Source organism: Halarchaeum nitratireducens, from assembly GCF_017874695.1.
Taxonomy (GTDB): Archaea; Halobacteriota; Halobacteria; order Halobacteriales; family Halobacteriaceae; genus Halarchaeum; species Halarchaeum nitratireducens.
Genome location: NZ_JAGIKY010000005.1, coordinates 87,093 through 109,180 on the forward strand (window position 1 = coordinate 87,093; position 22,088 = coordinate 109,180).

The 22,088-nt window shown below is 66.2% G+C and carries 21 protein-coding genes; 11 read left to right on the top strand and 10 right to left on the bottom strand.

Annotated features, from left to right (window positions below; all coding sequences use genetic code 11):
* Position 1 precedes the first annotated feature (1 nt).
* From J2754_RS06725 to J2754_RS06735, 3 genes are all read right to left on the bottom strand, one after another.
* The gene (locus J2754_RS06725; RefSeq protein ID WP_188879248.1) at positions 2-676 is read right to left on the bottom strand and encodes a helix-turn-helix domain-containing protein; all 675 of its coding nucleotides are present in this window, start codon (positions 674-676) and stop codon (positions 2-4) included.
* 76 nt (positions 677-752) lie between these two features.
* Positions 753-1,205: a pyridoxamine 5'-phosphate oxidase family protein gene (locus J2754_RS06730; protein ID WP_188879249.1), complete on the bottom strand. Its 453-nt coding sequence runs from the start codon at positions 1,203-1,205 to the stop codon at positions 753-755.
* 106 nt (positions 1,206-1,311) lie between these two features.
* A complete protein-coding gene (locus J2754_RS06735; RefSeq protein WP_188879250.1) occupies positions 1,312-1,458 on the bottom strand; it encodes a DUF7560 family zinc ribbon protein in 147 nt (48 codons plus the stop codon).
* 152 nt (positions 1,459-1,610) lie between these two features.
* Here J2754_RS06735 and J2754_RS06740 point away from each other — a divergent pair, with 152 nt between their 5' ends.
* Positions 1,611-2,018 (top strand): winged helix-turn-helix domain-containing protein, encoded by a 408-nt coding sequence (locus J2754_RS06740; protein ID WP_211086995.1) that lies wholly within the window; start codon positions 1,611-1,613, stop codon positions 2,016-2,018.
* 21 nt (positions 2,019-2,039) lie between these two features.
* On the opposite strand, the gene J2754_RS06745 is transcribed toward J2754_RS06740, so the two are convergent.
* Complete coding sequence (locus J2754_RS06745; protein ID WP_188879253.1) at positions 2,040-2,225, bottom strand: DUF8131 family protein; 186 nt, start codon at positions 2,223-2,225, stop codon at positions 2,040-2,042.
* A 163-nt stretch (positions 2,226-2,388) separates the two neighbouring features.
* Between J2754_RS06745 and J2754_RS06750 the strand changes: the two genes are divergently transcribed.
* From J2754_RS06750 to J2754_RS06790, 9 genes are all read left to right on the top strand, one after another.
* On the top strand, positions 2,389-3,648 hold the full coding sequence (locus J2754_RS06750; protein ID WP_188879254.1) for a halocyanin domain-containing protein: 1,260 nt from the start codon (positions 2,389-2,391) through the stop codon (positions 3,646-3,648).
* Between the two features lie 4 nt (positions 3,649-3,652).
* Entirely contained in the window at positions 3,653-4,246 is a 594-nt protein-coding gene (locus J2754_RS06755) for a cytochrome c oxidase subunit II (protein ID WP_188879255.1), read from the top strand.
* Between the two features lie 52 nt (positions 4,247-4,298).
* The gene (locus tag J2754_RS06760; protein ID WP_188879256.1) at positions 4,299-5,978 is read left to right on the top strand and encodes a b(o/a)3-type cytochrome-c oxidase subunit 1; all 1,680 of its coding nucleotides are present in this window, start codon (positions 4,299-4,301) and stop codon (positions 5,976-5,978) included.
* Between the two features lie 3 nt (positions 5,979-5,981).
* The gene (locus tag J2754_RS06765) at positions 5,982-6,533 is read left to right on the top strand and encodes a hypothetical protein (RefSeq protein ID WP_188879257.1); all 552 of its coding nucleotides are present in this window, start codon (positions 5,982-5,984) and stop codon (positions 6,531-6,533) included.
* A gap of 6 nt (positions 6,534-6,539) precedes the next feature.
* A complete protein-coding gene (locus J2754_RS06770; protein ID WP_188879258.1) occupies positions 6,540-8,993 on the top strand; it encodes a heavy metal translocating P-type ATPase in 2,454 nt (817 codons plus the stop codon).
* 157 nt (positions 8,994-9,150) lie between these two features.
* Positions 9,151-9,885 carry a type I 3-dehydroquinate dehydratase gene (locus J2754_RS06775; RefSeq protein ID WP_188879259.1) on the top strand — a complete coding sequence of 245 codons (735 nt, stop codon included), beginning with the start codon at positions 9,151-9,153 and terminating at the stop codon, positions 9,883-9,885.
* Between the two features lie 154 nt (positions 9,886-10,039).
* Positions 10,040-10,567, top strand: coding sequence for an amino acid-binding protein (locus J2754_RS06780; protein WP_188879260.1), 528 nt, complete (start codon positions 10,040-10,042; stop codon positions 10,565-10,567).
* Positions 10,564-11,526 carry a homoserine dehydrogenase gene (locus tag J2754_RS06785; protein ID WP_188879261.1) on the top strand — a complete coding sequence of 321 codons (963 nt, stop codon included), beginning with the start codon at positions 10,564-10,566 and terminating at the stop codon, positions 11,524-11,526. Before J2754_RS06780 ends, J2754_RS06785 begins: the two co-directional genes overlap by 4 nt.
* An 860-nt stretch (positions 11,527-12,386) precedes the next feature.
* Positions 12,387-13,022, top strand: coding sequence for an IS6 family transposase (locus J2754_RS06790; RefSeq protein ID WP_188879262.1), 636 nt, complete (start codon positions 12,387-12,389; stop codon positions 13,020-13,022).
* Between the two features lie 408 nt (positions 13,023-13,430).
* On the opposite strand, the gene J2754_RS06795 is transcribed toward J2754_RS06790, so the two are convergent.
* The 5 genes from J2754_RS06795 to J2754_RS06815 all read right to left on the bottom strand — a co-directional run bounded on the left by J2754_RS06795 (position 13,431) and on the right by J2754_RS06815 (position 19,100).
* Positions 13,431-13,811 carry a Rieske (2Fe-2S) protein gene (locus J2754_RS06795; protein WP_188879263.1) on the bottom strand — a complete coding sequence of 127 codons (381 nt, stop codon included), beginning with the start codon at positions 13,809-13,811 and terminating at the stop codon, positions 13,431-13,433.
* On the bottom strand, positions 13,808-14,926 hold the full coding sequence (locus tag J2754_RS06800; protein WP_188879264.1) for an amidohydrolase family protein: 1,119 nt from the start codon (positions 14,924-14,926) through the stop codon (positions 13,808-13,810). Before J2754_RS06800 ends, J2754_RS06795 begins: the two co-directional genes overlap by 4 nt.
* Positions 14,927-15,139: 213 nt before the next feature.
* Positions 15,140-15,886, bottom strand: coding sequence for an IclR family transcriptional regulator (locus tag J2754_RS06805; protein WP_188879265.1), 747 nt, complete (start codon positions 15,884-15,886; stop codon positions 15,140-15,142).
* A gap of 78 nt (positions 15,887-15,964) precedes the next feature.
* A complete protein-coding gene (locus tag J2754_RS06810; protein ID WP_211086996.1) occupies positions 15,965-17,455 on the bottom strand; it encodes an aldehyde dehydrogenase family protein in 1,491 nt (496 codons plus the stop codon).
* A gap of 112 nt (positions 17,456-17,567) precedes the next feature.
* Positions 17,568-19,100, bottom strand: a complete 1,533-nt coding sequence (locus tag J2754_RS06815; RefSeq protein ID WP_211086997.1) for an aldehyde dehydrogenase family protein — start codon at positions 19,098-19,100, stop codon at positions 17,568-17,570.
* A gap of 337 nt (positions 19,101-19,437) precedes the next feature.
* Between J2754_RS06815 and J2754_RS06820 the strand changes: the two genes are divergently transcribed.
* Positions 19,438-20,262 carry a MoaF C-terminal domain-containing protein gene (locus J2754_RS06820; RefSeq protein ID WP_229772865.1) on the top strand — a complete coding sequence of 275 codons (825 nt, stop codon included), beginning with the start codon at positions 19,438-19,440 and terminating at the stop codon, positions 20,260-20,262.
* Positions 20,263-20,424: 162 nt separating this feature from the next.
* On the opposite strand, the gene J2754_RS06825 is transcribed toward J2754_RS06820, so the two are convergent.
* Positions 20,425-21,957 (bottom strand): GMC family oxidoreductase, encoded by a 1,533-nt coding sequence (locus J2754_RS06825; RefSeq protein WP_188879268.1) that lies wholly within the window; start codon positions 21,955-21,957, stop codon positions 20,425-20,427.
* Positions 21,958-22,088 lie beyond the last annotated feature (131 nt).

Consider the following 22,088-nt stretch of genomic DNA (forward strand, 5'->3'; position numbering starts at 1 on the left):
CTTAGAGGAGGTCGTCGAGTATCTTCGACTGCGCCGCGACGAGATGCTCGCTGAACGTCGTCGGTCCGATTCCGAGCGCCGCCGCGACCTCGGTCGCGTTCGCGCGCCGCGGCCGCTCGAAATACCCCATCTCGTAGGCGGTTTCGAGGACTTCGAGTTGCCGGTCGGTCAGCCGACCCGCGTCGACGAAGACGTCGTCGCCGGACGTGCTCTCGGCGGGCGAGCGGACGAACCGCTCGATGTCCATGCTGGGGAACCGCTCGCGGAGGTCGGCGACGACGTCCCGGAGCCGGTCGTAATCCTCGGCGTAGAACGTGAGTCTCGGCACGCCCGCGCGGACCTCGTGGCGGACGACCGGGCAGCCGAGTTCGCAGAGCCGCCGCCGGGGACAGTCCACGTCGGCGTCGACGTCGAGCCGGTAGCGAATCGTCTCACCGTGTTCGAAGATCGGCACCGGCACCGGGTCCGGGTCCGCGTTTGGGGCGTCAGCGAGCGAGTCCGGCGCCGTTCCCGTAGAGAACTCGAGCACGCGTACGCGAGACGGGGGATCGGTGTCGGCTCGCCGCTCGGCCACCGCGATCGAGGAGAGGGTCGCCGCGGCTCGATTCGAGAGCGTGCCGAGCGGACAGACGTCCGCGTCGAGGAACGAGACGGTAGTCCGGATCCCGGACGGCATAGCCGTGGGCGACCCTTCGACGCGGGGGTACTTGAACGTGAAGCACCCGACCCGGCGCGGGCGGGGTCGACGGCGCTCAGTGATCGCGCTCGACGATGATCTCGCGGCCGGAGAGGGTCTCCGCGACGAGTCGGTAGAGGTTGATGTCGAGATCGCGCTTCTCCTCGCCCCAGATCTCGAAGAGCGGGCGTTTGGCCTCGCCGTACTGTTCGATGTGCTCGACGGAGAGGTCGTCTCGATCGATCTCCTGAAGCTGGCCCTGTGCGACGACGCTCCGGTACGTATCCGCCTCCTCCTCGTAGACGACGAGGCGTGCCGCCGGGGCGGACGCGAGGAACTGACGCTTCTCGCTCTCCGGAGAGGAGACCAAGCGGAGGTAGAAGGTTCGCTCGTCCGGGTCGTAGCCGTACGAGATCGGGATCGCGTAGGGATCGTCGTCGCGGGCGAGGGAGATCACGCCGGTCTCGTGACGCCCCAATATCGCGTCCGTCTCGTCGGGTGATAGTTCGGTCTGCGTGTTCAGGGCCATCGGCTCGTATCCGGTCAAAGCACGAGGTGCAATGAATATTACTCTGTCCATCCGTCTCGGCACGCGCCGAACGGTGACAGGGCGCGTCCCGACGGTACAGGGGAGACTATGCGAACGCCGAGCGAGAGACGGACGCACCGCAGATAACACACCCTCTGTCGAGGAGCGCGTCCTTCATCGAGGCGTTCACGTCGAGCGACTCGCCGCACTCGGGACAGACGAAGGTGTATTCGGCTTCCTCTTCGCTACCCATCGTAGAGAGTGGATCGTCGTATCACAATAAATATCCCCCTCTTATTTCGACAGCGCGAGAACGGCGCGCGACGGGGCGGGTCCGGCGCCGTATATAAACCACCCCACTATTGGGACTGTCAATTGTTTCTCCTCCCGTCGATACGTCTGAGTATGATTCAGCTCTCGGAGACGGTGTCGCGCGCGGGTGGGGAATCCGACGACGGCGCGACGGTCGTCGACTGCCCGGAGACGGTGCAATCACTCCTCGCGGCGCTCAACGCCGACGACGGGCACGCGATCCTCGACGCGACCGACGAGCGCGCTCGCTCGGCGAGCGAGATCTCGGAGGCGTGCGACATCCCGCTCTCGACGACCTATCGGAAGCTCAGTCTCTTCACGGAGGCCGGACTGCTGGAGGAGCGGACTCGGGCGCGATGCGGACGCAAGCCGGTCAACGAATACCGGCGGTTAGTGGACGACATCGAACTCGACATCGGAGCGGACGGGGAGATCCGGGTTCGCGTCTCACACCGTGAGCGCTCGGAGGGCGGGGCACCCGTCGAACCGGTGCCGCGCTGACGCGCGTCGGATACGGCGGGCTCAGGCGTGGCCGGTCGAAGCGCGCTTCTCGGGGATGAAACACCGGTAGAGGAGCCCCGCGATGAGGGCGACGTTGAGGAACGTGAGCACGACGACCGGATCAGGGTTTTTCGCGAGATAGACCGCGGTGGGGACGAACGCCAACAGCACCAGTGCGGTCAGCCAGTGGAGCGGAACGTCGGCCATAGACGTCAGTCCCTCGCCGATCGGGTAAGGGCTGTCGGGTGTTCCAATCAGGATAGAAACTCCCGATGGGATAAGTGGGCGGTCATCTGACTCGCACACATGGGAGCGTCACGACCGCTCGCCGCGACGGCGACGTCACCGAGACAGGGGTCGCCACCGACCCGTGAGCACGGTGTCTGACCGACGGTACAGCCGGCGGCGGTTCCTCCGCGACACGACCGCCGTCGCCGCGGCCCTGAGCGCGAGCACCGGGGTTTCGGCGGCCGCGTCCAGCCCGAGCTACGACGGATGGTTCACGGGCGACGCGAGAGGCGCCGAAACGAAAAACTACGACGGAACGACGGTCGACAAGACCGGTCAGGATTCGGTCACGATCGAGGTCGGCGCACAGGGCAACGGCGGCTCCTACGCCTACGCTCCGCCCGCCGTCCGGATCTCGCCGGGCACTGAAGTGACCTTCGAGTGGGTGTCGAACACCCACGACATCCAGATCGAGTCGGCCCCCTCGGGGGCGAGCTGGGAGGGCGTCGACTCCATCGAGAACGAGGGGTACACCCACTCGCACACCTTCGAGACCGCCGGCGTCTACAAGTACTACTGCACGCCTCACCTCTCGCTCGGGATGAAGGGTGCCATCGTCGTCGGTGGGAGCGGCGGCGGTGGCAGTAGCGGCGGTCGCAACGCGAGCGCGGATTGGGGCGACTGGTTCACCGACTCCGCGAGGGGCGGCGCCGTCGGGAACTACGACGGGACGACGGTCGACAAGACCGGTCAGGATTCGGTTACGGTCGAAGTCGGCGCACAGGGCAACGGGGGCTCCTACGCTTACGCCCCGCCGGCGCTGAAGATATCGCCGGGCACCGAGGTAACCTTCGAGTGGGTGTCGAACACCCACGACATCCAGATCGAGTCGGCCCCCTCGGGGGCGAGCTGGGAGGGCGTCGACTCCATCAAGAACGAGGGGTACACTCACTCGCACACCTTCGAGACGAGCGGGACGTACACGTACTACTGTACGCCCCACCTCTCGATGGGGATGAAGGGTGGGATCTTCGTCACCGGCAACAGCGGTGGCGGCGGTGGCGGTGGTGGCGGCGGCGTCATCCCGGACCTCAACTGGTGGAACATCGCGTGGATCGCCGGTCCCTCGGCCGTCGCGATCCCGTCCATCGTCGCGTACCTCCTCTGGGACTACCACCGCGCCGGCGCGTTCGACGGCGTCCTCGATCGCGGACCGTCGGAAGCGCCCCCGGAGACCACGGAGGCACCGCCGGCGTCGCCCGAGCGCGAGCTCGATCACGACGAGTACGATCCGTGGGGGACGGCGACGTTGCTCGGCGTCTACTTCGTCATCATCTCGGTCGCGTGGGCGCTGATGTACTTCGTCGAATTCCTCGGAAACGGCCCACACATCTTCGGCTAACACAATGGAGATACACCGCCTCGAAAAGATCTGGCTCGCCGTATCGCTCGTGTTCATCGTCGCGCTCGTCGCCTCTATCGTCTACGGCGTCGCCGGCATGGGCGTCGGCACCGTCGGCGACACCGGACAGCAACTCGACCCGAACGGGCTCGATCAGACGCGGTTCGCCGACCCCGGCGGCCACTGGGTGGACGACGATCACTACGTCGTGAACGTCGTCGCCCGCCAGTTCCTCTTCCAGCCGGGCACCCAGGAGCCGATCATGGTGCCCGCGAACACCACCGTGACGTTCTACGTCACGAGCCCCGACGTCGTCCACGGGTTCGACGTCGTCGGCACGCATCTGAACGCCATGGTCATCCCCGGACAGGAAACCAAACTCACCACCGAGTTCGACGAGCCGAAGTCGTACGGGATCGTCTGTCACGAGTACTGCGGCGCCGGCCACCAGAGCATGGCCGGCCAGCTCATCGTCGTCCCGGCCGACGAGCTCCCGAAGAACGGGAGCGCCGCGTCGGGGAACGCCACGGCGACCAACGCGACCGCCGACGCGGCGAACGCGAGCGCGGCCGTCGCGGCACCGGAGGTGTCGGCATGAACGCCGTCCGCGCCGCCCGGCAGAGTCGCGTGCGCTCGGGGGGTGAGCGCGCGTGACGTACATCGACGACTTCCCCGGTGAGGCGCGCGTCGTCCGCGCGGCGTTCGCCATCGCCTTCGCCTCCATCGGGCTCGGCGGGGCGCTCGGCGTCCTGCAGGCGCTCTTCCGCACGGGCTACAGTCGCTCGCTCTTCTCGGCGGTCGACTACTACTCCATCCTCACCGCACACGGGGTGTTGATGGCTCTCGTCTTCACGACGTTCTTCATCGTCGGACTCTTCACGTGGGGCGTCACGCGCAGCCTCGATACGGGCTTTCGCGATCTGCGCTTCACGTGGGGCTGGCTCGGCCTCATGACGCTCGGCACCGTGCTGGCGTTCGTCTCGGTCCTCGGCGGGATCGTCGGCTGGATCCCGACGCACGCCGCCGTCCTCTACACGTTCTACGCGCCCCTGGAGGCGAGCCCGACGTTCTACCTCGGCCTCGCGCTCCTCATCGTCGGCTCGTGGGGCGCGGGCGTCGACTACGTCCTCGCACTCCGCGAGTGGCGCGCGGACAACCCCGACGAGCGCATCCCCTTACAGACGTTCATGGCGGTGGCGACGATGCTGCTCTGGTTCGTCTGCACGCTCGGCGTCGCCGTCGAGGTCGTCGTCTTCCTCCTGCCGTGGTCGCTCGGGCTCATCCCCCGCGTCGACCCGCTCCTGACGCGGACGCTCTTCTGGTACTTCGGGCACGCCGTCGTCTACTTCTGGCTGCTGCCCGCGTACTTCGTCTGGTACACCATCTTCCCGAAGCTCTCGGGCGGCCGGCTCTTCAGTGACCCGCTCGCGCGCGTCGTCTTCGTGCTCTTCCTCGTGTTGAGCACGCCGGTCGGCGTCCACCACCAGTACGGTGACCCCGGCCTCTCGCAGGGCCTGAAGTTCGTGCAGATGACGAGCACGTACTTCATCCTCCTGCCGAGCCTCCTCACCGCGTTCACGGTCGTCGCGAGCATGGAGCACGGCGCCCGCCAGCGCGGCGGCAAAGGCCTCGTCAAGTGGCTGCGCGCGCTCCCGTGGGAGAAGCCGTCCTTCTCGGGCATCGCGCTCGCCGGCCTCGCGTTCGCCGCGAGCGGGTTCGGGGGGATGGTGAACGCCGGGCTGAACGTGAACGCCCTCGTCCACAACACGATGTGGGTGCCCGGCCACTTCCACCTCACCGTCGGGACCGCCGTCGCGCTGACGTTCATGGCGATCACCTACTGGCTGCTCCCGCAGCTCAGCGGCAAGCGTCTGCGGCTGCGGACGCTCGCCGCCGTCCAGCCCTACCTCTGGTTCGTCGGCATGGTGTTCATGTCGAACGCGATGCACCGCGTCGGCCTCGCGGGCGTCCCGCGGCGCACCTCCGAACCACAGTACGAGCAGGTGATCTTCAACACGCCGATCGCGACCATCGGCGAGCTCCACTTGCAGACCGTCGGCGGGGCCTTCCTCCTGTTCGCCTCGCTGCTGTGTTTCCTCGCGGTCGTCGTCTCGACGTGGCTCGGCGACCGCGGCGCCGAACCCCTCGCCGTCAACGGGCACATTCCCGAGGCCCTCTCCGGCCCGGAGCACGGCCCGAGCATCCTCGATAACTTCCGCGTCTGGGTCGTCCTCACGTTCCTGCTGTTGCTCATCGCGTACGGCCCGCCGCTCGCGGCGATGGTACAGAACGGCCTGTTCGCACCCGGAAGCGCCCCCATCCCAGCCTAACCCATGACGGAACACGCATCCACCCCGAGCGACGACGCGGACGACGCCGAGACGGAGAGCGACGTCTGGAGTCGCCGCTCGTTCGTCCGCTACTTCGCACCGATCAGCATCGCCATCCCGATCGTCGTCGAGACGGAGACCCTCGTCGGTCTCCTGCAGAACGACTTCGGCGAGGACAGCTCGTGGACGCAACCGACCGGCGTCTCGGTGGGTATCGGCGGCGACCTCCGCCCCGACCTCGACACGCGGCAGAAGCTGCAGAACGCGGTGCTCGAATCGGTCGAAGACGGCCGCCGCCTCCGGCTCGTGGTCGCCGTCCGCAACACCGCCGACGCGCCCTACCGCCTCGAACTCGGCGCCGTCACCACCGAGGGCGGCGACACCGTCGAGGGCGGCTACACCACCGACCCCGTCGCACCGGACGAGACGGCGACCTTCACCGCAGAGTACGCCCTCCCGGCGGACGCGTCGCCCGCGAGCGTCGAGACCACCGTCACGATCGGCAACCAGCCCTCGCGGAAGACCGTCCAGCTCGCGCCCGTCCCGACCCAGTAATCCCCGATGTCCGACCAGACGCACTGCACGCTCTGCGACCTCCCGACGCCCGACCCCCCCGTCACCGCCGACGGCGTCGAGGGTGCGTTCTGTTGTCGGGGCTGCCTCGAAGTCGCGCGCACTCTCGACGACGCGGCCGTCGCGGACGCGGATCCCGAGGACGTCCGCGCGGCGGTCCGCGAGAGCGCGAACGACGACGACGCGGCGAGCGAGGTCCCCGACGGCGCCGAGACGGCCTATTTCTCGGTTGAGGGCATGCACTGCGCGACGTGCGAGGCGTTCCTCGAAAGCCGCGCGGCCGACGCCGACGGCGTCCACGAGGCCGCCGCGAGCTACGCGAACGACGCGCTGAAGGTCGTCTACGACCCCGAGGCGAGCGAGCGCGAGGAGATCGCGGACGCGTTCTCGGGTTACGGGTACCGGGTCGCCGATCCCGACGCCGACGCCGAGCGGACGGAGACGCTCACCACGGGCGTGCGCCTGCTCGCCGGCGGCTTCTTCGGCATGATGGTGATGCTCTGGTACGTCGTCTTCCTCTACCCGCTCTACCTCGGCGGCGACCCGCTCGTTCCGTTCTTCGACCCGCGCGGCGTCGGCGGCCAGTACCTCTTCTGGAACGTCGCCGTCCTCTCGGGTGCCGCGACGGCGTTCGCGGGCTATCCCATCTTCCGCGGGGCGCTCGTCAGCCTGCGCGCACGCCGTCCGAACATGGACCTCCTCGTCGCCCTCGCCGCGGGCGCCGCCTTCGTCTACAGCCTCGCGGTGCTCGTCCTCGGCGGCGTCGAGGTGTACTTCGACATCCCGGTGGTCATCACCCTCGCCGTCACCGCGGGCGAACACTGGGAGACGAAGGTGAAATCGCGGGCGAGCGCGGGCCTCGCCGAGCTGACGGCCGACAGCGTCGACACCGCCACGGTCGTCACCGCGGACGGGACCGAGGAGCGCGCGCTCGACGACGTCGAAGTCGGCGACCGCGTCGTCGTGTCGACGGGCGAGCGAGTGCCGCTCGACGGGACGATCGCGGACGGCGACGGCGCGGTCGACGAGTCGCTCCTCACCGGGGAGTCGAACCCCCGCGAGGTCGACCCCGGTGACGACGTCGTCGGCGGGAGCGTCCTCGTCGCCGGTGGGGTGACCGTCGCGGTCACGGAGACGGAGAGCACGATGGACCGCATCGTCGCGACCCTCTGGGAGGCACAGAGCACGCACGGCGGCGTTCAACACCTCGCCGACCGAATCGCGGGCGTCTTCGTGCCCGCGGTCCTCGCGCTCGCCGGCCTCGCGTTCGTCGCGTACCTCGTCCTCGGCTCCGCCGTCGACACCGCCGTCCTCACCGCGCTCACCGTCCTCGTCGTCTCCTGTCCGTGCGCGCTCGGGCTCGCGACGCCGCTCGCCGTCTCCAACGGGATCCGAAGCGCCCTCGCGCGCGGCGTGGTCGTCACGGGCCCCACGGTGTTCGAGCGGGGCGGCGACGTCGACGTCGTCGCCTTCGACAAGACGGGGACGCTCACTACCGGGGACATGCGCGTTCGCGACGTCGTCGGTGACGAGGAGGCCCTCGACGCGGCGGCGGCGCTCGAACGGTACGCCGACCACCCGGTCGCCGGCGCCGTCTGCGCGTACGCGGACACGGCGGACGACCACACCGTCGCGGACGTCGAACGCCACGCAACGGGGGTCAGCGGGACGGTCGACGGCGAGCGCGTCCTCGTCGGCCGACCGGCGCTCTTCGAGTCCGAGGGGTGGACGCTTCCGAACGCCCTCGCCGCCCGCGCGACCCGCGGTGACGCGAACGGACTCGTGCCGATCGTCGTCGGGACGGGGGGCGTCGCACGCGCCATCGCCGTCGCGGGCGACGAGCCCCGAACGGAGTGGACGGCGGTCGTCGACGACCTCGCGGCGACGCACCGCGTCATCGTCCTCACGGGCGACGAGAGCGCCGCCGCGGATCGGTTCCGCGACCATCCGGGAGTCGACGAGGTGTTCGCTGGCGTCCCCCCGGAGGGGAAGACCTCGGTCGTCGATCGCCTGCGAACGGACGGGACGGTGGCGATGGTCGGCGACGGGACGAACGACGCGCCCGCGCTCGCCGCCGCCGACCTCGGCGTGGCGATCGGGGACGGCACCGCGATGGCCGTCGACGCCGCGGACGCCGTCATCACGAGCGACAGCCTCGACGCCCTCCCCGCCCTCTTCGGCGTGGCGCGCGCGACGCGCCGGCGGACCCGCGAAAACCTCGCGTGGGCGTTCTGCTACAACGCGCTCGCGGTGCCGCTCGCGCTCGTCGGACTGCTCAATCCGCTCGTCGCCGCGGCCGCGATGGGAACGAGCAGCCTCCTCGTCGTCGCAAACAGCGCGCGCGCCCTCTCCACGGAGTCCAGGAGCGTGGGCGACACGCTGCGCGGCCGCGTGAAGGCGGCACTCGCCCGCGTCGGCGGGGCGACGACGCCCCCGTCCTGACGCTTCGTCTCGCTCGCGGCTACGGACGGTACACTCGCCTCGCCCGCTGCTCCCGTCACCCGCATCGTGGCGAATCGAACTGTGCCGTCTGGAGCGTCGGAAACACGCCCGAGTCATCCTGAGAAGGTTTATACGGCAGGGAGTGGTACAGTGTGTCATGAATCTGGATGGGTTCGCTCTCGCTGCAACAACGAACGACCTCAGTCGGGAGGCCGACGCGCGGGCGGTAGCGGACGTACTCGAGTTCCGAATGGACAGCGCCGAGGACCCGATCGGCCAACTGTCCGATTACGACGGCGACCTCCCGATCCTCGCGACGAACCGGGCGAAGTGGTTCGGCGGCGAAGCGACCGACACGGGCCGACTCGATCGGCTGTCGGCGGCGTCCCGATTCGAGTCCGTCGAGCTCGTCGACATCGAGTTGGAGACCGCGCGCGGAACGGGCTGGGTCCTCGACGAGTTCAGGGAGAACGACGTCGACCTCGTCGTCTCACACCACGACTTCGATGCGACGCCGGAGCAGGACGTCCTCGACGCGATCATCGAACAGTGCGCGCAGTACGGGGACATCGCCAAGGTCGCGACGTACCCGCAGCGTAACGACGACGTCCTGCGTCTCCTGAAGGCGATCAACGACGCGTCGAACGACGGGCGAGACGTCGCTGGCATCTCGATGGGCGGACTGGGCAGTCACAGTCGCGTCGTCGCCCCGCTCTACGGCTCGAAACTCGGCTACGCGCCGCTCGCGGAGGACACGAGCGAGTACGCACCGGGACAGATCCCCGTTCGGAAACTCGCGGCCCTCATCGAGGCGCTCCAGATCGCACGCGAGGACGTCACGGAACTGGACTCGCTCACCGAGAAGCTCGCCGAACGGGAGACGCCCGCGTGACCGCTCTCCCGAAGCGGTAACCGCTCGGCGTCAGGAAACGCCGCGAGCCGGCCTGTCGACGCCGATAGATCCGCATCGGACACCGGGGCGCTTAAGCCAGTCCCTCCGTATCAGCCCACAATGCCTGATCGCCTCTGCCAGACGGTGAGCGCCGATGAGTGAGACCCGCGAGCCGACCACGTACACGATCCGGCTCGAACTGGTCGACGAACCCGGCGAGCTCCTCCGGGCGCTCCGGCCCATCGGCGAGAAGGGTGGGAACCTCCTCTCGATCTTCCACGAGCGCGGCGACAAGACCCCGCGCGGGCACATCCCCGTCGAGGTCGACCTCGAAGCCACGCCCGAGCGCTACGAGGCGATCGTCGACGAACTCCGAACCGAGGGCATCAACGTCATCCAGGCCGGGACGGAACGCTACAGCGAGTCCCTCACCGTTCTCCTCTCCGGCGACTTGGTCGACACCGGTCTCTCGGAGACGCTCACGCGGATCCGCGAGAACACGAACAGCACCATCTCCGACTTCGAACTCTCCGCCCCGCAGGGATCGAGCGACATCTCCAGCGGCCGCCTCCGCCTCGGGATCGAGGAGGGCGAGACGGGGCACACGCTCTCGGTGATCCGGGAGATCGCGGACGAGAAGGACCTGCAAGTCGTCGAGCCGCTCTACGAGGGCGGCGTATGAGGCTCGCGATCGTCGGCACCGGCGCGGTCGGTGCGTCGGTCGCGGAGCTGGCCGCCGAGTACGGCCACACCGTCACCGCGCTGGCGGATTCGCGCAGCGCGGTCACGGACGCCGCCGGTATCGACGTCGAGTCCGCCCTCGCCCGCAAGCGCGACGAGGGACGCGTCGGGAGCGGCGATCCGGAGGACGCCCTGAACGGAGCGTACGACTGTCTCGTGGAGGCGACGCCGACGACGCTCGGCGACGCGCGACCCGCGTACGACCACGTTCGCGCCGCCTTCGAGCGCGACCGGGACGTCGTCCTCGCGAACAAGGGACCGGTCGCGGAACGCTACGCGGACGTCCGGGCGCTGGAGCGCGAGAGCGAGGGGCGCCTCCGCTTCGAGGCCACGGTCGGCGGTGCGATGCCGGTCCTCTCGACGATCGAGGACTGCGGCCCGGCGCACGTGACCGGCATCCGGGGCGTGCTGAACGGGACGGCGAACTTCGTGCTCTCGCGGATGGCCGTCGAGGGCCTCGACTACGAGCACGTCCTCGCGGAGGCGCAGGACCTCGGCGTCGCGGAGGCAGACCCGTCCTTCGACGTGGAGGGGACCGACGCGGCGCTGAAGTGCGTCATCGTCGCGAACGTACTCGCGCGGGGCGAACGCGAGTACACGCTCGCGGACGCGGACGTGGAGGGAATCGTCGACGTATCGAGTAACGCGCTTCGGCTGGCGAGCGGAGACGGTCGGACGGTGCGCCTCATCGGCGAGGTCGTGGACGGGTCGGTCCGCGTCGCCCCGCGGACCGTCCCGACGAACTCCCCGCTCGCCGTCTCGGGCACCGAGAACGTCGTCCAGATCGGGACGACGGACGCCGGCCGACTGAACGTCTCGGGTCGCGGCACCGGCGGCCCGGAGACCGCGTCCGCAGTGCTCGCCGACGTTCGCCGACTCGAGTCGACCGCCCGCGACTGACGCTCCACGCGAGGGGCGTCGACGCCACGTCGAGCCCGCAGCGGAGGGTTTTCGCTACTCAGCTGGGAGCCGTGATAGACGTCCGTTGCGGACGGGGCGCCAACCGGCACCATGGACTAGTCATCGAAATAAACACTTTTTACTGATTAATTCACACGTAGACACATGGCAGTTCATAACAATCGAGGAAAGAGCGGATGTTCCGCCACGCTTCCCGATGTCGTCCCATTTGAACTGTCTCATCTGACCCGACAGAGTTGGGAGTTGGGCACGTCCTCCATTCGAGATGAGCAAGCGACGCGTCTCGGCAGATGGCGCTCTCAAGATGAGCAGTGGCGGTTGTCGATCTTCGAGGTTACGAGCGAGACCTCACTGATCCGCGTCCAGACACCGGTCGGCCGCGAACAATTTTACGGTGCACTTCAGTCGGAGCTCCAATCCGCCGTTCGAACCCTCGATACACACCCCTCTTGGGAACGGATTAAGTGAGCATACATATAGGCATTCGACAGAGCTGCCCTCTACCCGCCATTGATCTTGATAACGGTCTCGTCAACCGCGATCTTTGACGGCTTCGCCTAGACATCAAAACTAACGACCTGCTCATTTCTCAAATTGGCTTAGCCAGACAGTGCCGTTTGGCGCCGTTGACAGAATCTTAACAGTGATGAATATTGTGAGAATACAACAATATACTTTGGTGTGTAGCTGAGTCGTATCGGTGTGTTGTCCAGACACGATGGCACCGATCTGACGGCTTGATTCCGTGAGATACGGCGATAAACGCGATTACGGGGCAACTGGGGGGGCGGTGTTTAGTTAAGGCTGAAAAGTGAGGCGTGGTGATTTTGTGCTGGTCTATGGCAGAAATCACCCGCCTCAGCGGTCGTAGCGACTGGATCGAGTTGGATTTTGTGGAGCGAGAGCGGACACCGAGTGAGCTGATGGAGCTCAGTATTCGACTCCATCTGTCGGGACTCTCACTTTCGAATACCGTCTCAGAACTTGAGAAGTTCGGTGTCGAACGGTCACGGAAGGCCGTGCACGACTGGGTGCAGAAGGCCGATCTACAGCCCGCCAGCGACGCGAGTCCGGATCACGTCGCGCTCGACGAGACGGTGATCCGAATCAACGGCCAGCAGTTCTGGCTGTACGCCGCTGTCGATCCCGAAACAAACAGATTCCTGCATATACGGCTGTTTACGACGACTACGACGGCATTAACGCAGCAGTTCCTTCGGGAGGTTCGTGAGAAACACGACGTCTCCGACACCGTATTTCTCGTCGATCACGCCCAGCATCTAGCGGCTGCACTGCATCGAGCTGAACTCCGATTTCAAACCGTTCGTCATGGAAATCGGAACGCCATCGAACGTATATTTCGAGAAATAAAACGACGTACTTCATCGTTTAGCAATAGTTTCAGCCACGTCGATCCGGAGACCGCCGAAACGTGGTTGCAAGCCTTCGCCGTCTGGTGGAATTCGCTTAACTAAACACGATGCCAACAATATTGAATAGCTTTAACATTACTATAATAACCGAACATCTGACCAATAGATTGATAAAACCACACTCATCAAGGAGACGCTAAACGAGTAGTCCCCGGAATAGCTATGTTCTACGCTCCGAGCATAGCGATGTGTCATGGTGATACGGACGATAAGGCGGCTACGCCACGGAAGACAGGGTATCTGCACTGGCGGAACGGCTTTGTAGTATCGCACCAAGATAGAGCACTTAAGCGGTCTATGGTCAGCCGCCGTCGATAGTTAGGACCAACACTGAGAACTACACTATGTCTGTCTCGAACCCTATATGACTACATAGTACCATAATTCCCCAGAAATATATTAAAGCTCCCATTTATGACTTTTTCTTGATTTCGTTATTATACCACACTATCAGGTCTTTCGGTCGCCGACGTAGACCGTCCCATCCTCAACAACGGTGTTCCACGTGGGGAGGATGATGTCACTATCCGCGAGGTGCTCACCGCTGTCGAGGTCGTACGACCATCCGTGCCACGGGCACGAGACGATGCACTCCTCATCGGTATAGGATTTGTCAACGCGCTTGCCGGGTTCCTCGAACTCACCGACGAGTTTACGTTGCGTCTCGCCTTCGCAGACCGGTCCGCCGTCGTGCATGCAGTAGTTCCGGAGCGCGTAGTACTCGCCCTCGACGTGGAGCACACCGACCTCGACACCGTCCACATCGACGAACGCTCGGTCTCCGTCCTCGAACTCGTCTGCGGAGCCGACTTCCACCAAGTCGCTGCTCACAGGCCGAACACCTCCACCGCGTTCCCGGAGAGGATCTGCTTTTTCTCGTCCTCGTCCAGGAACGGCAGGTCGAGCACGGTGGTCGGTCGGTCGTAGTCCCAGTGCGGGTAGTCCGAGGCGAACATCAGGCTGTCCGCGCCCACCATCTCCACGCACTTCCCGAGGTATTCGGGATCAGCCGAGACCTCGAGGGGCTGGGTGCCGTAGTAGAAGTCCGTGATGTACTCGCCAGGCTTCTTCTCGAGGAGTGGCGCCTCCTCCGGGCGCTTGAGGTACTCCTCGTCGAGGCGAGTGATGAGCCCCGGGAGGTAGGTGACGCCGGATTCCATAAACGTGATATCGAGGTCGGGAAACTTTTCGGGAACACCCTGACAGACGAGGCTGACGATCTGGGACATATTCGATTCGAGGAAGCCGAGCGTGTGCGTTTCGATCATCTCCTCGTAGCCTCCACGCACGTACTCGTCGAGGCCGGCGCCGCCCGTGTGGAAGACGGCGGCGAGATCCATGTCCTCGCAGCGCTCGTAGAGCGGATCGTACTTGCGGTTGCCGAGCGGCGGGGTCGCGCCCGCGGTGACGAAGCACGCGCCGACGTACTCCTCGCGGTCCTCGATCATGTCGAAGATTTCGAGCGAGGCGTCGACGTCGTAGTACGGAATGGGGGCGAGGCCGTGAATCCCGTCGTCAGGGTCGAGGACTTCCTCGCTCATGTACTCGACGTACGCCTTCGCGAAGGCGGCCTGTCGCTCGTCGTCGGCGGTGGTGCCGGCGCCGGCGAGGATGAGGTGGGAGATGAGGAGGGTGTCGTCGACGCCGATGGACGCCATCCCCTCGCGGATGCGCTCCGGCGTCTCCGGGTCGTCGGGGTAGGAGGAGTGTTCGCGCGTGATCTTCCCGTAGGCTTGCCGGTCGCCCGTGGAGAACGGGAAGAAGGAGCTGAGGTTCTGCTTCGCGCCCTTCTCGTCGAAGTTCGAGCCCTCGAAGCGCGTCTTCCACGGCTCTTCGAAGTACTCGGCGACGTTCTCGAAGGACTCCATGTAGTGACAGTCGCAGTCGACCACGTGGTACTCCGCGAGTTCGTCCAGGCGCCTCGACTCGCTGTCTACCTGTGACATACCCAGTCATCTATCATTGTAGATAATAAAACCTCGTATTACCGGCCGAAAGAGCATATACCGGCCGATTAGCCGGGACGTTCGCCATCACGGGATAGACGATAGCGGGCCGGATTCGGACCTCAGCTGTCGTTTTACGTCGATATGTCCGTAAATACGGAGACGGCTGCCACCCGTCCATCCCGCTACGCGGAACGAAGTTCGGGAGTCGTCTTATCCGTCGTCTTGATCGGTGAGCGCGCGTTCGACTCGCCTGACCGCCGCCGCGAGCGCGTCAACGAGTTCGTCATGCTCCGCGTTCAGAATAGACGGGGACGCGCTCGCGAGCGACAGCCCCCCGCGAACGCTCCTGTCCACGATAACCGGCATCCCGAGCGCGTAGATTCCCGAGATATGGCCCTCGCGATTGACCGCGTACCCGCGGTCGCGAGTGGTCGTGACGCTCGCGCGTATCGTCTTCCGAACCGCGTCGCCGCTCTCTGCTGCCCGCGTCTCGACGAATCGCTCGATTCGCGGCTCCGGGAGGTGCGCGAGTATCGCCTTCCCGGCTGCCGTCTCGTCGAGGTCAGCCCAGTCACCCACGAGCAACTCCGGGCTCGGCGTCGGATTCGACCCCGCGCCGTCTACGAACATCAGCCGCCCGTCCTCCTCGATCGCGCTCCACGTGGTGTGGCCGGTCTCCGCCGAGAGCGTGCGGATCTCGTCTCGCGCCGCCCGATAGAACGCCCCCCGAAAGCGAACGCGCGTCCCGAGTCGGAACCACGCGTGCGAGAGGCGATACCGGCCGTCCTCGTTCACCGCGAACCCGCACGCGGCGAGCGTCTGGAGGTGCCGATGCACCGTGCTCTTGCTCAGGGATAGCTGCTCCGCCAACTCGGTCACGCCCGCGTCACCGGCTGCGTCCAGCCCCTCCACGATTCGAAAGAGCGTCTCGTCCGACCCCACGCGCCGTTCGCTCATACGCCACACCTCGCACTCCTGGGTTAAAAATTCGTGCCGCACGGGCGCGTCGGCGCCCATGCGAATCGTCTCCCGCGGTTAGAACGGGAAGTCGCGGGGCTCGTGCTGGAGAGAGAGCCACTGCTTCTCGGTTATCTCACGGAGGAACGCCTCGCCGTTGTACGTCCCGACGCCGGACGCCCCGATGCCACCGAACGGGACGTGCGCCTCGTCGTTCACCGGCTGGTCGTTCACGTGGACGTGCCCCGTCTCCATCCGCCGCGCGATGCGCGCACCGGCCCCCACGTCGCCGGCGTGGACGCTCCCGGAGAGCCCGTACTCGGTGTCGTTCGCCATCTCGATCGCTTCGTCGACGTCGGAGAACGGGATGACGGGCGCGATCGGGCCGAAGTGCTCGTTACACGCCGTCGGCATCTCGTTCGTCACCCCGGAGAGGATGGTCGGCTCCACGACCAGCGAATCCTCGACGCCGTCGAGTTCGTGGATGCCGCCGCCGGTTTCGAGGGTCGCGCCAGCGTCGACCGTGTCCTCGACGTAGGAGAGCATCTTCCCGCGCTGGCGCTCGTCGATGATCGGCCCGACCACCGTCGAGGGGTCGTGCGCGCTCCCCCGCGGGAGGTCCTCGGCGCGCTCGGTAAGGCGTTCGACGTACTCGTCGTAGACGGCCTCGTGGACGATGTGGCGGTTGATGCTGATACAGACCTGTCCCTGATGGACGAACGACCCGAAGACGCCCGCGTCGATCGCTGCGTCGAGGTCGGCGCCGTCAGTGACGACGTGCGCGTTGTTCCCGCCGAGTTCGAGGGCGGCCTCCGCGAGGTTCTTACCCGCGGCCGCACCCACCCGCCGACCGACCTCGGTGGAGCCGGTGAACGCGACGACGTCGCTCTCGGGATGGCCGGCGACGCGGTCACCGATCTCGGACCCGCGCCCGGTGACGACGTTGAGGACGCCCGGCGGCAGGTCGGTTTCCTCGAAGAGCTTCGCGAACAACAGTCCGCCCGTGATCGGCGTGTTGGTGGCGGGTTTGAGGACGACGCTGTTGCCGGCGGCGATGGCGGGGGCGACGGCGCGCATTGAGAGGTTCAGCGGGAAGTTCCACGGCGAAATCACCGTCACCACGCCCGTGGGCGTTCGTCGGACCAGGTGTTCCTTGTCGGGGATGTTCGACTCGGCATGCTCGCCCTTCATGCGACGGGGGAGCGTCGCTGCCTCGCTCGCCTGATCCGAGGCGAGTTGGACGGACGTCTCCGCCATCACGCGCGTCCCGCCCGCCTCCGCGACGAGCAGGTCGATGACATCCTCGCGATAGTCCTGGAGTGTCCGGAGGACCTGCTGGACGACCTGCTCGCGCGCGGCGGGTGGGTGGGCGGCCCACGCCTGCCGGGCGTCGGCGGCGGCCTCGTAGGCGGCGTTGACGTCGGCCTCGGTCCCGGCGGGGACCTGCGTGATCACCTCGCGCGTCGAGGGGTCCTCGACGTCGATCGTCTCTCCGCTCTCGCTCTCCCGCCACTCCCCGTCCACGTAGAGCGCGTTCCAGTCCACGCTTGGTGAGAGGTCTGCTGTCATACACCATCCTCACTCGGCTCGTGAAATATAAAATGATAGGAGATAATATGAAGGTGACATATCTCGACGCGTCGCTGTTCACGAGCAAACGCCGCTGTCCGACCTGGCCCGTTCAGCCGAGGTTGACGTTGATGGCTTTCATCTGCGTGTACTCGTCGAGTGCCTCCCGGCCGTTCTCTCGGCCGAGGCCGGACTGCTTGTAGCCGCCGAACGGCTGGCCGGCCGACACGTCGTTGTAGTGGTTGATCCAGACGACGCCCGCGTCCAGGTCGCGCGCCGTGCGCAGCGCGCGCGTGATGTCGTCCGTGATGATGCCCGCCGCGAGCCCGTACTCGACGTCGTTCGCCCGCGCGACGACCTTGTCCTCGTCGCTCCACGAGAACGTCTCCTCAACCGGGCCGAAGATCTCCTCCTGGACCGAACGGTGATCGTGGTCGAGGCCGTCGATGATCGTCGGCTCGTAGAACGCGCCGTCCGCAAGTGCGTCCTCGTCGGGACGTTCCCCGCCAGCGAGGACCGTCGCGCCGCTCTCGCGCGCCGCTTCAACGTACGACGCCGTCCGCTCTACCTGCCCCTGCGAGACCTTCGGCCCGAGATCCGTCTCCTCCAGAAGCGGGTCGCCGATCTGCATCCCGCTCGCGGCCTCCGCGAACGCGCCGAGGAACTCCTCCTCGATGTCCTCGTGGACGAAGAGCCGCGAGCCGGCCGCACAGCACTCGCCCTTGTTGAAGAAGATCGCCATCATCGCCGTTTCGACGGCCATCTCGACGTCCGCGTCCGGATAGACGATGAGCGGGCTCTTCCCGCCGAGCTCCAGCGTCGTCTTCTTCACGTCCTCGACGGCCGTCCGCATGATCTCCTTGCCGACGTCGGTCGAGCCCGTGAACGAGATCTTGTCCACGTCGTCGTGGCTGGACAGCGGTGCGCCCGCGTCCTCGCCGTAGCCCGTGACGACGTTGACGACGCCGTCCGGCGCCACGTCGTCCACGAGTTCCATGAGCTTCAGAATGGAGAGCGGGGTCTCCTCGGAGGGTTTGAGGACGATGGTGTTGCCGGCGGCGAGCGCGGGTCCGAGCTTCCAGATGGCGATGAGGAGGGGGAAGTTCCACGGGACGATACCGCCAACGACGCCGTACGGTTCGCGGAGCGTGAACACCTGCTTGTCGCGGTCGAAGAGGTCGTCGGTCGGGACTGTCTCGCCGGTCACGGACCGCGCCAACGCTGCGTTGTACGTGAGGTGGTCGACGACGAGGCCCATGTCGCCCATCGCCTCCGTGACGGTCTTGCCGGTGTCGAGCGTCTCCAGTTTCGCGAGCGTCTCCTGGTTCTCCTCCACCCGGCGCGCGATATCGGCGAGTACGCGCTGGCGATCACCCGGCGAGTAGCCCGACCACACCTCCTCATAGGCGTTCCGGGCGGCCTTGACGGCGCGGTCGATGTCGGCGGCCGTGCCGGCGGGGACGTCCGCTAGCACCTCGCCCGTGGTCGGGTCCCGCGTCGCGAACGTCTCGCCCGACGCGCTCTCCACCCACTCACCGCCGACGTAGAGCCGATGGTGTTCGGGAAGGACGTCCGCGGCGACGTCGCGGTGGCGTCGCTTGATCTCGTCACTCTCTCCACTGGTCGGTTCCGATCCTGCGCTCATAGTTCGAACGAAGCTATCGAACCCTACTGATTTAAAATTATTGATTATTGCGCTCTGCCGGATCGGTGCGCGTGCGGTCGTGGACCGCTGACGCGTCGCCGACGGTCAGGCCGACTCGTCCGCGGGGTTCGCGTGGTTTCGTGCACCACAGGGGGACCGAGACGGTGAGGAGTCGCGCGTGGGTGACCGCCAACAACGCGGAATAGCCGCCCCTGGTCCCACGGATCACGCCGCGGACACTCGGACTCCTCCGTCTGGGACGACTGTCCGACTATCGCGCCCATTCCTCCAGGAGATAGCTTTATCATCCGATGTTCCGCAATGGACCTATGCTAGCATGACTGGAAGCTCCGAGTGGGTGCCGATGGGCGACATCGCCGACGAGTACGAGAAGAACCAGATGCCGGCGACCGACTCGCTGTCCGGGTCGTCGTACACGCTCAACTTCAAGGACGGGCGCGTCGTGGAGTACGAGCTCCGCGATCCCGAAACGCTCGAGTGGACGGTAACGGCCGGATCGGACGAGGGCGTGGGCGGTCAAGCGGCCTACACTGCGACGAAGCCACGCGACGACATCTACTTCGTGGATCACATGCGAGACGACGCGCCTCGAACCTCCACGTCGCTGGTCCTCGACCTCAACCGGGGAATCGCCACGTCCGTCACCGCAAGCATTCCCGCGTCCAAATCGGAGATGCCCCAGTTGCTACTCGAGAACGCGAACGAGGGCAAATCGCTGTCCGCCGGTGACGTGGCGTTCGACTGCGCGACGATTGGTCAGCCGTTTACCGAAGGGTCGGCGGTACACGAACGCACGGACGACCTTACGGGAAAGCGTATGCGGTACACCTACAGCGATAACAGCGTCTACGAGCACATCTACCTGAACGAAGAGCGCTACGTCTGGCACTGCTTGCGTGGCGAAGAACGCGGCCTCGCGGAAGCGTCTCCGTGCAGTTACTACGAAATCGCGGATGGTCTCTACATGATCGTCTGGGAGGAGGTCGTCCTTCCCGTCATCGGCGTCGTCCTGATCGACTTCCACGCGATGAAGACCACCGGGAAGATGCTTTGCGACGACAAGAACGACTTCGAGGGCGTCGTTAACATCCCGATGGGCGCCCACGCGGAGCAACTCAACGTAACCCCTACCCTCGACTGACCACCACGCGACAACCGTCGAAGCCGCCCGACACGCTACTGGCCCATGAACGGGCATACGATGTCCGCACGCCCCACCGGGACGACGCAGCCGACGCACTGCCGTCCAGCGATCCCGCAGAGTAGCACGACCGATGGTCAGATCAGTGTCACTCTTCCGGCGTCATCGCGCATCCTCGATAAAGGACGCGGCGCGCTCCGCTATCGCGATCGTGGGGGCGTTCGTGTTCCCGCCGACGATCTCGGGCATGATCGAGGCATCAGTGACGCGTAGCCCTTCGACGCCGTGGACGCGAAGTCGGTCGTCGACGACGCCGTCGCCCTCGGCCCCCATCCGGCACGTTCCCACTGGGTGGTAGACGGTCGTCGCGTGCTCCCGGACGAACGCCTCGATCTCCTCGTCGGACGTGACCGACTCACCCGGATGCACCTCCGCGCCGCGATAGTCGTCGAGCGGCGAGGTCTCGACGATCTCTCGGACCAGTTTGACCCCTTCGACGAGGGGCTCGATGTCGCCGTCCTCGGTGAGGTACTGCGGGTCGATGACGGGGGACTCGTGCGGGTCGTTTGACGCGAGGCGCACGGTCCCAGTGCTCTCCGGACGGATCTGGGTCGGCATCATCGTGAAGTACTTCCGACCGTCGTCCGGGGCATCGAGGCCGTGCTCGAGGAGGTAGACCGGGGCGTTGTGCAACTGCAAGTCGGGTGCCGGGGCGTCGGGGTCGGTCCGAACGAACGCGCCGGTCTCGATCACGTTCGAGGAGGGCGCGGGGTTCGCCGGCCCGGCGGTCCGCTCGTACACGACGCCGAGTTTGAGGTGGTCCTGGAGGTTCCGACCGACCTGCGGGAGGTCGACGCGTACATCGATTCCGTGCTTGGAGAGGTGCTCGGCCGGCCCGATGCCGGAGAGCATCAGGAGCTGTGGCGAGTTGATCGCGCCCGCCGACAGCAGCACCTCGCGCTCGGCGCGAGCCTCGTGAGCGGTCCCGTCGCGCTCGTACGCGACGCCGGTCGCGCGGTCGCCGTCGAAGGTGACGCGGGTCGCCTGCGCGTTCGTTTCGACGGCGAGAGTCGACCGGTCGAGCGCCGGCTTCACGAACGCCGCCGCGGAGCTACAGCGTTCGCCGTCCGACTGCGTGAGGTCGTAGAATCCGGATCCAGCCTGCGTCGGGCCGTTGAAGTCCGGGTTGTGTTTGACACCGGCCGCGTCCATCGCGTCGACGAACGCCTCGGAGACCGGGTGCGGGTCCAGCGGTTCCGCGACGTTCAGCGGGCCGCCGGTGGCGTGGTAGTCGTCCGCGCCGCGCTCGTGGTTCTCGGAGCACTTGAACTGTTCGAGCATCGCGTCGTAGCTCCAGGCGTCGCCGCCGCGCTCCGCCCACCGGTCGTAGTCGTACGGGTGGCCGCGGACGTAGATCATGGCGTTCATGGAACTCGACCCGCCGAGCGTGCGGCCGCGCGGGTGGTAGAGCTGTCGGTCGTTCAGCTCCGGTTGTGGGACGCTCCGATAGTTCCAGTCGGCGTCCGTCTCGAAGAGCTCCGGGAACCGCGCGGGCGTGTGAATCGCGTCGTCGTCGTCGGGCGCGCCGGCCTCCAAGAGGAGGACGTCAGCGTCTCCGCTCGACAGGCGGTTCGCGAGCACGCAGCCCGCCGAACCAGCGCCGACGACGACGTAGTCGTAGGTGGAGTCACCCATATCCCTATTATTACGATAAAATATTATAAATCTATCTCCCGACAATATGCGGCGTCTCTCGAAAACCGAGTGAGAGGAGGTTTCGCCGGCTCAAATAGCGGTTTCGAATCGAATAGCCGACGCGCTGGACG

Coding starts and splice junctions, on each gene's coding strand:
- J2754_RS06725 (WP_188879248.1), bottom strand. CDS start 676: ATGCCGTCCGGGATCCGGACTACCGTCTCGTTCCTCGACGCGGACGTC.
- J2754_RS06730 (WP_188879249.1), bottom strand. CDS start 1,205: ATGGCCCTGAACACGCAGACCGAACTATCACCCGACGAGACGGACGCG.
- J2754_RS06735 (WP_188879250.1), bottom strand. CDS start 1,458: ATGGGTAGCGAAGAGGAAGCCGAATACACCTTCGTCTGTCCCGAGTGC.
- J2754_RS06740 (WP_211086995.1), top strand. CDS start 1,611: ATGATTCAGCTCTCGGAGACGGTGTCGCGCGCGGGTGGGGAATCCGAC.
- J2754_RS06745 (WP_188879253.1), bottom strand. CDS start 2,225: ATGGCCGACGTTCCGCTCCACTGGCTGACCGCACTGGTGCTGTTGGCG.
- J2754_RS06755 (WP_188879255.1), top strand. CDS start 3,653: ATGGAGATACACCGCCTCGAAAAGATCTGGCTCGCCGTATCGCTCGTG.
- J2754_RS06765 (WP_188879257.1), top strand. CDS start 5,982: ATGACGGAACACGCATCCACCCCGAGCGACGACGCGGACGACGCCGAG.
- J2754_RS06770 (WP_188879258.1), top strand. CDS start 6,540: ATGTCCGACCAGACGCACTGCACGCTCTGCGACCTCCCGACGCCCGAC.
- J2754_RS06775 (WP_188879259.1), top strand. CDS start 9,151: ATGAATCTGGATGGGTTCGCTCTCGCTGCAACAACGAACGACCTCAGT.
- J2754_RS06780 (WP_188879260.1), top strand. CDS start 10,040: ATGAGTGAGACCCGCGAGCCGACCACGTACACGATCCGGCTCGAACTG.
- J2754_RS06785 (WP_188879261.1), top strand. CDS start 10,564: ATGAGGCTCGCGATCGTCGGCACCGGCGCGGTCGGTGCGTCGGTCGCG.
- J2754_RS06790 (WP_188879262.1), top strand. CDS start 12,387: ATGGCAGAAATCACCCGCCTCAGCGGTCGTAGCGACTGGATCGAGTTG.
- J2754_RS06800 (WP_188879264.1), bottom strand. CDS start 14,926: ATGTCACAGGTAGACAGCGAGTCGAGGCGCCTGGACGAACTCGCGGAG.
- J2754_RS06805 (WP_188879265.1), bottom strand. CDS start 15,886: ATGAGCGAACGGCGCGTGGGGTCGGACGAGACGCTCTTTCGAATCGTG.
- J2754_RS06810 (WP_211086996.1), bottom strand. CDS start 17,455: ATGACAGCAGACCTCTCACCAAGCGTGGACTGGAACGCGCTCTACGTG.
- J2754_RS06815 (WP_211086997.1), bottom strand. CDS start 19,100: ATGAGCGCAGGATCGGAACCGACCAGTGGAGAGAGTGACGAGATCAAG.
- J2754_RS06820 (WP_229772865.1), top strand. CDS start 19,438: ATGACTGGAAGCTCCGAGTGGGTGCCGATGGGCGACATCGCCGACGAG.
- J2754_RS06825 (WP_188879268.1), bottom strand. CDS start 21,957: ATGGGTGACTCCACCTACGACTACGTCGTCGTCGGCGCTGGTTCGGCG.